Genomic DNA, 13,227 nt, shown 5'->3' with positions numbered 1-13,227 from the left:
GCAGTCGACACTGAGGGAGACCTGCATGAAGGTAGTCGTTGTCGGTGGTGGAGTGGTCGGGCTGACCAGCGCCTATGAATTGGCGAGTGCCGGCTGTGAGGTCACCCTCCTCGAAGCAGGAAAGTGCGGCGCCGGTGCATCCCACGGCAATGCCGCAAAAGTGGCGCTGGCGGAAAGCACTCCGGTGCCAGGGCCTGGTGTCTTGCTGCAAGGCATCAGATGGATGCTCAGACCCGACAGCCCCCTGTCGATCAAACCGTCCGTGGCCCCCGGCTATCTGAGCTTCCTGCTCCGCATGGCCCGGCACTGCAATGCCCGGGACTTCGAGGCCGGACTCGACGTGCACCTGCGGCTGGGAGAAGACGCGAATGCGCTCTTCGACGACTACCAGCGCCAGGGCATCGATTTCGAGATGCATGCTCGAGGAGTTCTCCTCGCCTTTGAGACCACCGCTCGATTCGACGAGCACAGGCAGACGTTGCCAGCCTTCGCCTCGGCCGGATATATCGGCGAAGAGCTTCACGGTGATGACCTGCTGGCAGCAGAGCCGGCCCTGAGCGACCGCATTCGCCATGGAATCTACTTTCCCTCCGATCGCCAGATAGAGCCCGACTCCCTGACCCGCGGACTGCTGGGGAAGTTGAGCGAGCTCGGAGTGAAGGTGTGCGAAGGAGTCAGTGTGCGCAGCTTCGTGCGCACCGGTGACACAGTGACTGCGGTCGTCACCACTGATGCGGAAGTCATCGCAGCCGATGCCGTCGTCGTGGCTGCGGGTGTCCCGACCGGCGCACTCGCGTCTGAGCTCGGAGGCAGGCTGCCCATCTACTCCGGCAAGGGGTACAGCATCGACTACTCTCCGGCGCCGATAGAGCTCAGAACCTCCCTGACTCTCGAAGACACGAGAGTCGCAGTCACTCCGCTCAACGGCATGCTGCGTCTGGCGGGAACGATGGAGTTCGGCAGCCGCAATGACGATGTCAACGACATCCGCGTCGAAGCCATTCGCCAAGCCGCCCGCCAGTCATTCCGGGACTGGGGCGAGAACCCGACCCGCGAGCGAGCCCCATGGGCGGGCTCACGGCCGATGACACCGGATGGGCTTCCGGTGATCGGCGGTCTGGGAACCGCGAAGAACGCCTACATCAATTCCGGGCACTCGATGTTGGGGCTGACCCTGGCCCCAGCCTCGGCGAAAGTGCTTACCGACATCATGCTCGACCGCTCCTCCAGCCTCAGCACCGATCTCCTCGCGCGGATATCGCCGCAGCGATTCTGATCGCCTCACCCCGCCGTTCGACGCCGAACGACGAACACCAGTTGAAAGGCCACCACCATGACGACCACCTTCACCGGCATCTACGCCGCGTGCATCACCCCATTCAGCTCTGATGGTGCCGAGATCGATATCGCCGGTATCTCAGCTCAGGTCGAGCACATGATCTCCAACGGTGTCCACGGTCTGGTTCCGGGCGGCTCGACCGGAGAGTTCACGGCTCTCACGGTCGCAGAGCGCAAGGCCTGCAACCGTGCGTACATCGAAGCCGCCGCCGGGCGCGTGCCCGTGGTCGCCGGCACGGGGGCACTGTCGACAGCAGAGACCATCGAGCTCAGCCGAGATGCCGAGGAAGCCGGAGCCGATGCTCTGATGATCGTGCCTCCCTTCTACGACACTCCTTCATTCGAAGAGATCCTCGTGCACTATCGGGCGATCTCGGACGTCGTCGACATCCCGATCATGTTCTACAACATCCCGGATGCCACAGGCCTTGAGCTCAGCGCCGAAGAGTTCGGACGTCTTGGTCGGGAAGGAAGAGTCGCGAACTTCAAGGACACCAGCGGCGACTTCTCCAAGTTCACCTCGGTCTACCTGAACCACTCCGACGACATCCAGCCCATCAACGGCTGCGACACGTTGACCTTCGCCGCACTGGCACTCGGAACCGGTGCCGGAGTGTGGGGAGCCGCCAGCTTCATTCCCCGCCTGTGCACCGATCTGTACTCTGCGCTGGCTGTCGACGTCGACATGCCCCGGGCGCGGGACCTGTGGAAGAAGATCCATCCGATCTGCGTCTTCCTCGAATCCCACAGCTACGCCTGCGGGGTGAAGACCGGGGTCGAGCTCGTCGGGCTGCCGGCAGGACCGACACGTGGACCGATTCTGCCGCTGGCCTCGGAGCATCGTGAGGAGCTCCGAGGTCTCCTCACCGCAGCAGGCCTCGACACCGTCGCCTGATCGTCTAACGCGGTCTGAATAGGGGAGGGACACAATGACCAACAGGCAGCTCATCCAAACAGTGGACGTTCACGCGGCGGGAGAGCCGGGTCGGGTCCTCATGGGTTCTGGCCTGCGCGTCAAGGGCGAGACCATGGTCGAACGTCTTCGCTACTGTCGGGACCACCTCGACGACCTGCGCACCCTGATCCTCCAGGAGCCGCGCGGATATCCCGGGCTCTGCTCACCGCTCATCGTTCCCGCAGCAGATCCCAGCTGCGACTTCGGCATGATCGTCATGGAGCAGGGTGGGTTTCGACCCATGTCGGGTTCGAATCTCATCTGTGCAGTCACGGCACTCATCGAAACGGGCGCGATCGACGTCAGCGAACCTGTCACCACACTGCGCGTGGACACGGCAGTCGGAGTCGTCACGGTGCGGGCACAGGTCGAAGATGGTCGGGCCGCACTGATCACCTTCGACAATGTGCCGTCCTTCGTCCATGGCCTTGACCTGCCCTTGGACGTCCCCGGCTACGGCACGATTCCCGTTGACGTCGTCTTCGGGGGACAGTTCTACGTCCAGACCTCTGCCGAGCACCTCGGCGTCGAGCTCGAACCAGCCAACGCCAAGGAGATACTCAGAGCCGCAGCAGCGATGAGGAAGGCCGCCGATGATGCCTTCGACGTCGTCCACCCGCTCATTCCCGAGATCGACTCGATCGATCTGCCGATGATCCACGGGCCGGCACGCAGCGAGGGCACGCACGGCCGCAATGCAGTCGTCCTGCCCAACGGCGAGGTCGACCTGGATGACCCGAGCACCTGGTCGGGCACCTTTGACCGATCACCGTGTGGAACCGGGACGAGCGCACGCGTGGCGGCGAAATTCGCCAGGGGAGAGCTGGCCATCGGGGAGAAGTTCGTCCACGAGTCGATGATGGGCACCACCTTCACCGCCGAGGTGAAGGAGACAGCAACCGTCGGAGACCTCCCCGGGATCATCCCGACGATCAGGGGCCGCGGATGGATCACCGGATTCCACCAACTCGTTCTCGAAAGTGACGACCCGTTCCCCGTCGGCTACACCGTCGGCGACATCTGGGGACAGGGCATGGGTCGAATGACGGCCGAAACCGCCGCCACAGACCGCTCGACTGCAAAGGAATAACAGCATGGATCTCGACGGCCGCACCATCCTCGTCACCGGGGCCGCCGGTGGCATCGGCTCGGCGATCACCGCAGCTTGCGCGCGACTGGGCGGAATCGTCATCGCCGTGGATCGAGTGGAGGTGCCTCACGATCCATCTCTGACCGCCGAGGTGGCAGCTCGGGTCACGTCATATCCGGCCGATATCTCGACTGCGGACGGCTGCACCGACCTCGTGACCCGGGTGCAGGAGCGCTTTGACTCCATCGACGGCCTGGTCAACTGTGCCGGAGTGATGCGCAGAGGTTCCCTCCTCGACATCGGTGAGGACGATTGGGCGGCGAGCTACTTCGTCAACGTCGACGCCGTCATGCGTCTGTGTCGCGGGATCCTGCCGATGATGATCGCGGCGCAGGCCGGCTCCATCGTCAACATCGCCTCCCAATGGGGTCTGCACCCGGCGGGCGGGCACATCGCCTACAACAGCTCCAAGGCCGCGGTCGTCTCGTTCAGCCAGAGCCTGGCGCGTGACTACGGTGGCGAGGGGGTGCGGGTCAACGCCGTGTGCCCTGGTGAGATCCTCACTCCGATGCTGCAGCAGAAGCTCGATACTTCGAATATCGCCGAGGCGGAACTCGCCGAGTCCATCCCCTTGGGCCGGCTGGGACGCCCCGCTGACGTTGCGGAGCTGACGACGTTCCTGCTCAGCGATCGAGCATCGTTCATCTCCGGCGCCGCGATCGAGATCACCGGAGCCCAACGTGTCGGCTGATAGGCCACATCGGGCGCGACGGTGATTCGTCGGGCTCACTGATAAAGGAGGACAGCATGAGCGTCGAAGCAGCTCGCCCACTGGCAGGAAGGCGAGTCCTCGTCACGGGAGGATCGAAGGGCATCGGGGCAGCAATTGCCAGAGCCGTCCACAGAGACGGGGCGACGGTGGCGATCCACTTCAACTCCGACGAAGCCGGTGCCCGTGACCTCGCTGCCGAACTCGGTGACCGGGCATACCCAGTCCTTGCTGACCTGGCACGCCCCGGGGCTGCCAATGGTCTGTGGGCCGCGGCGGGCGAGACTCTCGGCGGCGTTGACACCCTCGTCAACAATGCTGGCGCCTGGATCCCCTCACCGCTCGCCGACGCAGACGAATGGGAACAGGGGTGGGAGGTGAACCTGCAGCTCAACCTCATCGCTGCGGCGGACCTGTGCAGGTGCGCGCTCCTTGATTTCCCCAACCTCGGCGGTGGCGCGATCGTCAACGTCACGAGCCGTTCGGCTCATCGCGGTGACGATGCAGAGCATCTCGCCTATGGTGCTGCCAAAGGGGGACTGCTGAGCCTGACCAAGGGCATCGCCCGGAGCTTCGGTCATGCCGGTGTCCTCGCCTATGCGATCGCTCCGGGATGGGTGGACACCGGACTTGCAGCCGGGGAGATCGACGACGAGGCGATCGCCGAATTGCCGCTGCGTGAAGTCACCCCGCCAGAAGACGTCGCCGAACTCGTGGCATTCCTCGTCTCCGGACGGTCCCGGCATCTGACCGGTGCGACTCTCGACATCACCGGAGCCGACTACGTGCGCTGAGGTCCGAACTCAGCGCACGCAGGCAGCACCGCTTCAGAACCGAACGGCGCTTCAGAACCGCACGGCGTCGATGAACTTCTTCAGCTCCGGGTCCTCTGTCTTGTTGAACGCGTCGTCTGGAGTCGCATTCACCGCGATCTCCCCCTGATGGAAGAAGACGACCCGGTCAGCGGCCTTCGAAGCGAACGCCATATCGTGCGTGACCAGGGCAACGGCGATGCCCTCCTCTTCTTTGAGCCTGCGCAGGACGTCGAGAACCTCGGCCGCCACCGGCGGATCGAGGGCACTCGTGATTTCGTCGCAGAGCAGAAGCTTCGGGCGCATCATCAGTGCACGGGCGATCGCCACTCGCTGCCGTTCACCACCGGAGAGCTCGCTGGGGCGGGAGTGGATGTGGTCGGACATCCCCACCTCGGCGAGGGCCTGCTCTGCTCGCTCCAGCGCTGCTGACTCCGACATGCCCAGCCGTTTGCGCGGGGCCAACGTGAGGTTCTTGAGCACATCCATGTGCGGCCACAGGGTGTAGCTCTGGAAGATCATGCCGACGTGGGAGTCGACCTGCTTCCATGCCGGAGTGCGTTTGGCGTCCTCGAATACGACCTCGCCGTCGAATGTCATCGTGCCGGCGTCGGGGTCGGTGAGTCCGGCGATGGCCCGCAGAAGCGTGGACTTGCCCGATCCCGACCTGCCGATGATGACGGTGATGTCACCGGCCAGCATGTCGAAGTCGATGCTCTTCATGACCTCACGGTCTCCGAAGCTCTTCTGCAGTCCGCGGCAGGAGACGAGCACATCGCCGGACTTTGCGGTGATGTCCCTGTGCATCCCGGTGTGGGCAGTCGTGTTCTCGCTCATGGTTTGACCTCGACTTTCGTTCCGGGTGCCATCTGTGCGGCCAAGCTCCTCTTGCGAGTGCCTCTCACATTGCCTGTGGCCATGAGGTTGCGCTCGATCTTGCTCAGGATGAGCGAGGCCGGGAACGCGATGATGAAGTACATGAGCGCGGCGACGGTGAGGATCTCCAGTGCCCGGTAGGACTCGGTGGAGATCTTGTTCGCGGTGAACATCAGGTCTGCCACAGCGATCGTCGAGACCAGTGCGGTGTCTTTGAATATCGAGATATTCAGAGACATGATCACCGGCAGCTGCTGTTTGAGCGCCTGCGGGACGATGATGTGGCGAATCTGCTGGAACCGAGTCAGCCGCAGCATCTTCCCGGCCTCCACCTGTTCGGGTGGGACCGATTGGAATCCGCTGCGGTAGGCCTCTGCCATGAAGGCTGTGAGGTTGAGGGTGAGCGCGATGATCGCCGAGATCGTGCCGGGGATGGTGATCCCTGTCAGGGTCGGCAATGCGTAGTAGACCCAGAACAGCTGCACCAGCAGCGGCGTGCAGCGGAAGATCTCGATGTAGAGCTGGGCGAGCCAACGCACTACCTCGATATTGGACATGCGCAGCAGAGCCAGCGGGATGGCGATGATCATACTGAGCACGATGACGATGACCGCGATCTCCACGGTCAGGAGCAGGCCTTCGAGCAACCGTGGGAAGTTGTTCGAGACCACGCTCCAGTCGAACGTGTAATTCATGGGAATTCCCTTCTACCGGGGGCGAGGTCGATCACTTCATTGCGAGATCGCCGAGGTCGTCGGCACTCACGACTCCCGCCTTTTCCAGCGCGGCATCGAAGGATCCGTCGTTCTTCGCGTTCTGGATTGCGATGTTGATGACCTGCAGGGAGCGAGGATCGATGTCCGCGCTGACTCCGTAGTTCGAGTCGCTCTTGAAGATGACGGGCTTGGGGCGCACGATCTTCAGTGACTTGTTCTTCTGCGCGGCGTCAGCCAGAGTCGGCAGATCGCCGAGCGCGGCGATGGCGCGGCCCGATTCCATCGCGGTGACCGACTGCGGGATCGCCTCGGCGTTGACGATGTCGACGCCGAGGTCGACGACCCGTCGTTCGTACGAGGTGCCCGTTGCCACGGCGACCGGCTTCTTCTTTTTGAGGATGTCCTCGGTGGACTTCAGCCCGGACTCAGCCTTGACGATCCAGACACCTTCATAGGTGTAGACAGGGTCGGTGAACTGAATGGCCAGGGAGCGCTCCGAGGTGGCGTCGAGGTAGGCACCGACGTCGAACCTGTCGGCCTGCAGGCCGGAGACCATCTTTGACCATTCCGCTGCGACGGGAGTGAACTTCACTCCCATCTCATCGGCGAGGTTCTGCAGCGGCAGCACATTCGGCCCGCCCATCTTCCCGTCCTTCTGCTCTCCGGTCATCGGGGGAGCCGACGCGATTCCGACTCGGAGCTCGCCTTGGTCCTTGATCTTCTGGATCCATGCGCCGTTCTCGGTGCCCCCGGCACTGCCTCCGGACCGGAGTCCAGCTCCGAAATAGCCGCCCGCCAGCGCGAGTACGATGACGGCGACGATTGCAATGATGATTTGACTTGTCTTGGACATCTTTGTCTCTCTTCGTCAAAATGCCGACCCTGCTCCGGGTCGACCCTGCACGGTATGGCGGGGCCCATCAGGGTGACGGACAGACACAATCCTCCCGCCGGTGTGTCATACAATCGACCATATAGCGACTTCTGCGCAATATCGAGAGTAGAGCGCAAACTGGACCCGCAAGTGTTACCGAATCACTGATGAGTGCGGTGATCCGCAAAAGTCAAAGTTTTGGGTTGTCAGACAATTTCAGGCTGATTCAGTGTGCCGCGTCGGCACGGTGAGACGTTTTGCGGACTCGCTGGCCTCAGCGCCTTACCGGTTTGTGCGCAGCCACAGAATGGCGACGTGGAGCGCGGTGCGCGATTCTGCGTCCTCCAGCGAGACGCCAAGCCTGCGCTGCAATCTGTCCAACCGCGCATAGAGCGCCGGCCGGGACAGGAAGCCGCTGCGGGCCAGTGCTGACTTGTTCCCGCCGTGTGCGAGGAACTGTTCGAGAAGACCGAGCATCTCCTCGCCATCGGACTGACCTCCGGGCTGACTTCCGGACTGGTTCCCAGGCCGATCCCCTCGCCCACTGGGGGCTTCGAGCAAGGGAGCAAGTTCTGCCTCTGCGAAGGCTCGAACACTCGGATCATCGTGCAGAGACGAGAGCAGTCCACGCAGCCTCACGTCGGAGAAGCGGTAGTACTGGCGTTCCCTCAGCTCGAGAGTCGAGGCGATCTCGGCCACCTGGGTCGCGGGCTCGAGCCCGGCAGCGGAGTCGATGAGCGACTCGCTCATGCGTCCGACGCCGACGGTGGTGCCGTCAGCGGGAATCTCAGCGATGAGCCGCTGCAGGGTCGTATCGACATCGACACCGGCAGGCAGTGCCAGCACAACCCCGAACGATCCCGACTGGAGTCCGGCCGAGAGCGTCGAGCAGCGATGGGCGCTCGCGGCAGACACGAAATCACGATGCAGTGACCGCTCGCGCAGCTGGAGGGTCGTCGGATCGGTGCTCGGGCCCCGATCGATGCGCACGACCAGAGGAATCATGCGCCCTCGCGGAGCGAATCCTAGATCTGCTGCCCTGGCCCGGACCTGCTTTTCGTTGAGGTCTGTCGATTCGATGATCTCGCGCACCAGCCCGCCCTGGGCCTGGACGAGGAGGTCCTGTTCATCACGCTCAGCCATTCGTGCCAGTGTCAGAGTCTGCGCAGCACGCTCGATGACCTGCGCAGCCTCCTCATCTGACCTCAGGCGACTGGGCGCCAGCAGACGCCCCCACCTGCGATCCCGCAGCCCCACCGGGGTCTGCAGCCACCGCTGCCCCTGTTCGCGTTCACGTCCAGGGCCACCGGCCTGGGCGAGCACACGATGCCCGACATCTTCTAGCAGCACAGGGGTGCCCAGCAGCTCCGCAGTTCGATTGACGATGTCCTGGGCTCCAGCGCTCTCGAGGCTCAGCTGCGTGAACACCTCGTGGACCGTGCGCGCATGTTCGACGCGAGCGAGCTGCCGCTTGAGCAGCTCCTGGTGAGCCAGCTCCGTGACGCGGACGAATTTGATGCGGCGGCGCAGGACCACGATCGGAAGCTCTCGACCCTGAGCTGCCCTTCGCACGTTCTCGATCGCGGCCTCATCGGGCCTGCCGTCGTCATGGATGAGTTCGATGACCGCGCCGGCGGCCGAGGCTGATTCGAGCTGATCGAAGAAGGTTGCCGTCGACTCCAATGAGGACCGGTAGGACATTCCCGTGCTGAGGACGAGTTCGCCGCCCTCGAGGAACTGGGCGACATTCTCCGAATCGGCGATGTGGACCCATCTCACGACTCGTCCCACCTGGTCGCCACCGGACACGAGCTCGGGCTCGCCAAGGCGAATCTCCTCAACGTCGAGCAGGCTCGCGAAGGTCAGATCCGGTGCTGGCTGCGACCAAGCCTCCATTACGTCACTCCTTTGTGTGTTCTCGAAATCATGGTGTTTACACAGTGTAAATCGAGCCAGGGAAACGTTGACAGGGTGTCCATAGTGAATCGGGTTCGACTGACCCACCATTGAAGGATCAGGGTCACCTCAACGGTCAGACCCACCTCGGCGATATGGGATGAACTGCGAAAGGACGGCACAGCATGACTGTGATGAACGCGAACGAAGACGTCGACCGCGAGGTCGTGGGCACAAGCGATGCGGGTACGGAGCCTGTTGAGACCCAGAGCCACGACTCTCGAACGTTCACCGCGGAAGAGCTGAGTGCCGGTCAGCAAGCTCATGATCTGGACCGGGCACACGTCTTCCATTCCTGGCAGGCGCAGGGTCCGTTCACCCCGATGACCGTGCTGGCAGCCGAAGGGCCCTATGTCTGGGACGGGGAGGGGCGGAAGCTGCTCGACATGTCCTCGCAGCTGGTGAACACGAACATCGGGCACCAACACCCGAAGGTCGTCGCCGCGATCCAGGAACAGGCGGCGAAGCTGTGCACCATTGCGCCTCAGCACGTCAACGATGCTCGGTCCGAAGCCGCCCGGCTCATCACCGAAGTCACCCCCGGCGACCTCGACCATGTGTTCTTCACCAACGGTGGTGCCGATGCCAACGAGCACGCAATCCGGATGGCGCGCCTGCACACCGGACGGACCAAGGTGCTCTCCGCCTACCGCAGCTATCACGGAGGCACTCAGCTGGCCGTCAATGTCACCGGTGACCCGCGGCGCTTCGCCAACGACTACTCGGCAGAAGGCATCGTCCACTTCATGCCCGCCTACCAGTACCGCTCCTACTTCGGGGCGACGACCGAGGCAGAGGAGACGCAGCGGGCGCTGCAGCACCTCGAGGACATGATCACCTTGGAAGGGCCGTCCAACATCGCCGCGCTCATCCTCGAGACCGTGCCCGGAACGGCCGGAATCTACGGGCCGCCGGCCGGGTACCTCGAAGGGGTGCGGGAACTGACATCGCGTCACGGCATCGTCTTCATCGCCGACGAGGTGATGGCCGGCTTCGGGCGGACCGGAGCCTGGTTCGCCGTGGACCATTGGGGAGTGACACCGGACCTGCTGACCTTCGCCAAAGGCGTGAACTCGGGCTATGTGCCCCTCGGCGGAGTCGCGATCTCCGATGACATCTTCGAGACCTTCCGCGACCGCGTCTACCCGGGCGGACTTACCTACTCGGGCCATCCTCTGGCCTGCGCGGCCGCGGTGGCGACGATCACCGCCATGCGCGAGGAAGGCATGATCGGCAACGCCGAACGCCTGGGTCGCGACATCATCGGACCCGCACTGCACGAGATGGCGCAGCGCCACCCCTCGATCGGCGACATTCGCGGAATGGGATGCTTCTGGGCCGTCGAACTGGTCAAGGACCGAACCACCAGTGAGCCGATGGCGGCCTACGGCGGCAGCTCACCGGAGATGAACCGGGTGATCGCTGCGATGAAGTCAGGCGGGGTGCTGCCGTTCGCGAACTTCAACCGGATCCACGTCGTACCGCCGCTGAACACGCCCGACGACGACGTGTGCTTCGGCCTCGAGGTGCTCGACCAGGCGCTGAGCATCGCCGACGGATACGTCAACTGACCTTTTCGGCCCTCGCCGGGTGGACTGTGAACAGCAATACATTCCGCACCTGGTGAGGGCACGTTCGGCCAGCTCAGAGATGAACGCAGAGTGTCGTGAGTGGAGTTCTGTCGAACAGTGGGTGAAGACTCAGGGAATTAGGCGGTAGACTTTTCGCAGATTGAGGTCGCTGCCCGCCAGCTAAATCATCCACGGTCCGAATTGTGTCTACGTTCAAGGTCGCTTAGTGGAAATCATCTTCGTCGTCGTGCTGGTCATCGTACTGGCACTGTTCTTTGACTTCACCAATGGCTTTCACGACACAGCCAATGCCATGGCGACACCGATAGCCACGGGAGCGATCAAGCCGAAGACGGCGGTCACCCTGGCAGCGCTGCTCAACCTTGTCGGAGCCTTCCTCTCCACCGAGGTGGCCAAGACCATCTCCGGGGGCATCATCAAAGAAGGTGGTGGGGGAGTCCAGATCACTCCGGACTTCATCCTCGCCGGCCTCATCGGTGCGATCATCTGGAACATGGCGACCTGGCGCTTCGGCCTGCCGTCATCGTCCTCGCACGCACTGTTCGGTGGACTCATCGGTGCCGCAATCGTCGGCGCCGGTCTCAACTCCGTGGACTTCGGCGTGTTCTTGTCCAAGGTGGTCCTGCCCGCACTCGCGGCTCCGATCATCGCCGGCGTGGGTGCCTATCTGTGCACCCGACTGGCCTACTCCATCACGCGTCGCAACGGCGAGGGCAAGACCGCTCACCGGGCGCCGTTCAAATACGGTCAGATCTTCAGCTCCTCGCTCGTGGCACTGGCACACGGGACCAATGACGCTCAGAAGACCATGGGCGTCATCACCCTCGTGCTCGTGTCCGCGAACCTGCAGGATCACGGAACCGGCCCGCACATCTGGGTCATCACCGCCTGCGCGCTGGCGATCGCCTTGGGCACCTACGTCGGCGGATGGCGAATCATCGACACCCTCGGTACGAAGCTCACAACCGTCAAGCCCGCTCAGGGTCTGGCCGCCGAGACTTCGACCGCAGCCGCCATCCTCGCCTCGTCCCACCTGGGCTTCGCCCTGTCGACGACGCAGGTCGCCTCGGGATCGGTGCTCGGCTCGGGACTGGGACGCAAGGGCGCAGACGTTCAGTGGTCCACCGCTGGACGCATCGCCTCCGGTTGGCTGCTGACCATCCCGGCGGCAGGAATCGTCGGTGCTATCGCAGCCGGTGTCGCACACTTGGGCACCATCGGAGTCATCCTCGACACCATCGTCGCCGTCATTGCGGTCCTCTGGATCTTCCTCAGCTCACGCAAAGTCGCCGATCCGGAGATCTCGAACTTCGACACCGTCGGCGAGGCTGTGGGAATTCGCGGTCGTAAGCGCAAGCTGCGCAAGGACCGCAACCGCAAACGCGCCGCTATGAAACGTGCCGCTCGCATCGATGCCCGCGACCAGCGAATTTCAGACAGGGCGGACGCGAAGTCCGATGCCGGCGTCACTGTCGATACGGATTCAGAACCTGCTTCCGGCTCCGGGGTTGCTTCCACCTCCGATACGGCGGAGACCGAAGTCGACGGGGCCCGCGCGGACAAGGGAGATACGAAATGATCGAGTGGAGCTCATTCCTCATCGTTGCGGTCGCGACCTGGGTGTCGGCGATCGTCGTCATCACGCTCTTCTCCACCGCAGTGCGAATGAGGGCCGTGCACGTCGACCTGGCCGCCGCGGGGCAGAGTAAGCCACTGCTCAGGGTCGGCTATTGGGCTGTGTTCGGTGTGTGCAGCATCGTCGTGCTCGTCGGCGTCTACCTCATCGTCCCGGCCCTCCACGGAGCGTAGGGCCTGGGGCGTCAGGCCCGGCGGCTAAGACCCGGCGGCTGATTCCAAGCGGCGACTGATCGCGTGGCGCTTGATGCAGAGCCTTATCGCTCCGGCGCCCCACGGCGTCTAGCCCTCGAAAGCTTCTAACTGCACGTCTCGTAATCGAGCGCGTCCCGGACCGTCACTGCTTCACTTCCTCGCTGCCAGCGGCAAGCAGCACCGGTCGTCGCATTCACTACAGTCCGTCGCTTACACAACCGTTAGTTCTGCACGTCCTCCCCGGACCCTCTCGTCCTACAGTTCCTGCGGTGCGCATTAGTGCTCCCGGTACGTGATGAGATTTCTGGCATTGGCAACCAGCCCGGAGCCTCGTCCAGGCCTCTGCCCACCACTTCGAACGGTTTCCGGCTGACTGCCCACCTCAGGGACTGAACCACACGGACCCCGCGTCCCGGCAC

Annotated in this window: 12 protein-coding genes; 8 read left to right on the top strand and 4 right to left on the bottom strand. The window is 63.5% G+C overall.

Annotated features, from left to right (window positions below; all coding sequences use genetic code 11):
• Positions 1-25 precede the first annotated feature (25 nt).
• From BAUR9175_RS04070 to BAUR9175_RS04050, 5 genes are read left to right on the top strand one after another with little or no spacing between them, the layout of a single operon-like run.
• Positions 26-1,276, top strand: a complete 1,251-nt coding sequence (locus tag BAUR9175_RS04070) for an FAD-dependent oxidoreductase (protein WP_101583027.1) — start codon at positions 26-28, stop codon at positions 1,274-1,276.
• A 57-nt stretch (positions 1,277-1,333) separates the two neighbouring features.
• On the top strand, positions 1,334-2,233 hold the full coding sequence (locus tag BAUR9175_RS04065) for a dihydrodipicolinate synthase family protein (RefSeq protein WP_069600946.1): 900 nt from the start codon (positions 1,334-1,336) through the stop codon (positions 2,231-2,233).
• A 34-nt stretch (positions 2,234-2,267) separates the two neighbouring features.
• On the top strand, positions 2,268-3,383 hold the full coding sequence (locus BAUR9175_RS04060; protein WP_069600945.1) for a proline racemase family protein: 1,116 nt from the start codon (positions 2,268-2,270) through the stop codon (positions 3,381-3,383).
• Positions 3,384-3,387: 4 nt separating this feature from the next.
• Positions 3,388-4,134: an SDR family NAD(P)-dependent oxidoreductase gene (locus tag BAUR9175_RS04055; protein ID WP_096146285.1), complete on the top strand. Its 747-nt coding sequence runs from the start codon at positions 3,388-3,390 to the stop codon at positions 4,132-4,134.
• A 56-nt stretch (positions 4,135-4,190) separates the two neighbouring features.
• Positions 4,191-4,946 (top strand): SDR family NAD(P)-dependent oxidoreductase, encoded by a 756-nt coding sequence (locus tag BAUR9175_RS04050; protein ID WP_083248850.1) that lies wholly within the window; start codon positions 4,191-4,193, stop codon positions 4,944-4,946.
• A 51-nt stretch (positions 4,947-4,997) separates the two neighbouring features.
• Here the strand turns inward: BAUR9175_RS04050 and BAUR9175_RS04045 are convergent, their stop codons facing one another.
• The 4 genes from BAUR9175_RS04045 to BAUR9175_RS04030 form a co-directional block, all read right to left on the bottom strand.
• Entirely contained in the window at positions 4,998-5,801 is an 804-nt protein-coding gene (locus BAUR9175_RS04045; protein WP_009882555.1) for an ATP-binding cassette domain-containing protein, read from the bottom strand.
• Entirely contained in the window at positions 5,798-6,535 is a 738-nt protein-coding gene (locus BAUR9175_RS04040) for an amino acid ABC transporter permease (RefSeq protein ID WP_009882554.1), read from the bottom strand. Before BAUR9175_RS04040 ends, BAUR9175_RS04045 begins: the two co-directional genes overlap by 4 nt.
• Before the next feature lie 31 nt (positions 6,536-6,566).
• Positions 6,567-7,409: a substrate-binding periplasmic protein gene (locus BAUR9175_RS04035; RefSeq protein ID WP_101583025.1), complete on the bottom strand. Its 843-nt coding sequence runs from the start codon at positions 7,407-7,409 to the stop codon at positions 6,567-6,569.
• 303 nt (positions 7,410-7,712) lie between these two features.
• Positions 7,713-9,326, bottom strand: a complete 1,614-nt coding sequence (locus BAUR9175_RS04030) for a PucR family transcriptional regulator (protein WP_101556567.1) — start codon at positions 9,324-9,326, stop codon at positions 7,713-7,715.
• A gap of 185 nt (positions 9,327-9,511) precedes the next feature.
• Between BAUR9175_RS04030 and BAUR9175_RS04025 the strand changes: the two genes are divergently transcribed.
• From BAUR9175_RS04025 to BAUR9175_RS04015, 3 genes are all read left to right on the top strand, one after another.
• Positions 9,512-10,957 carry an aspartate aminotransferase family protein gene (locus BAUR9175_RS04025; RefSeq protein WP_009882549.1) on the top strand — a complete coding sequence of 482 codons (1,446 nt, stop codon included), beginning with the start codon at positions 9,512-9,514 and terminating at the stop codon, positions 10,955-10,957.
• A gap of 226 nt (positions 10,958-11,183) precedes the next feature.
• Entirely contained in the window at positions 11,184-12,557 is a 1,374-nt protein-coding gene (locus tag BAUR9175_RS04020; RefSeq protein ID WP_009882548.1) for an inorganic phosphate transporter, read from the top strand.
• The gene (locus tag BAUR9175_RS04015; protein WP_009882547.1) at positions 12,554-12,787 is read left to right on the top strand and encodes a hypothetical protein; all 234 of its coding nucleotides are present in this window, start codon (positions 12,554-12,556) and stop codon (positions 12,785-12,787) included. Before BAUR9175_RS04020 ends, BAUR9175_RS04015 begins: the two co-directional genes overlap by 4 nt.
• The last annotated feature ends 440 nt before the right edge of the window (positions 12,788-13,227 follow it).

This window comes from Brevibacterium aurantiacum (genome assembly GCF_900169065.1).
Lineage (GTDB): Bacteria > Actinomycetota > Actinomycetes > Actinomycetales > Brevibacteriaceae > Brevibacterium > Brevibacterium aurantiacum.
Note: the sequence above shows the minus strand (reverse complement) of the source record. Positions and strands in the feature narration are given on the sequence as shown.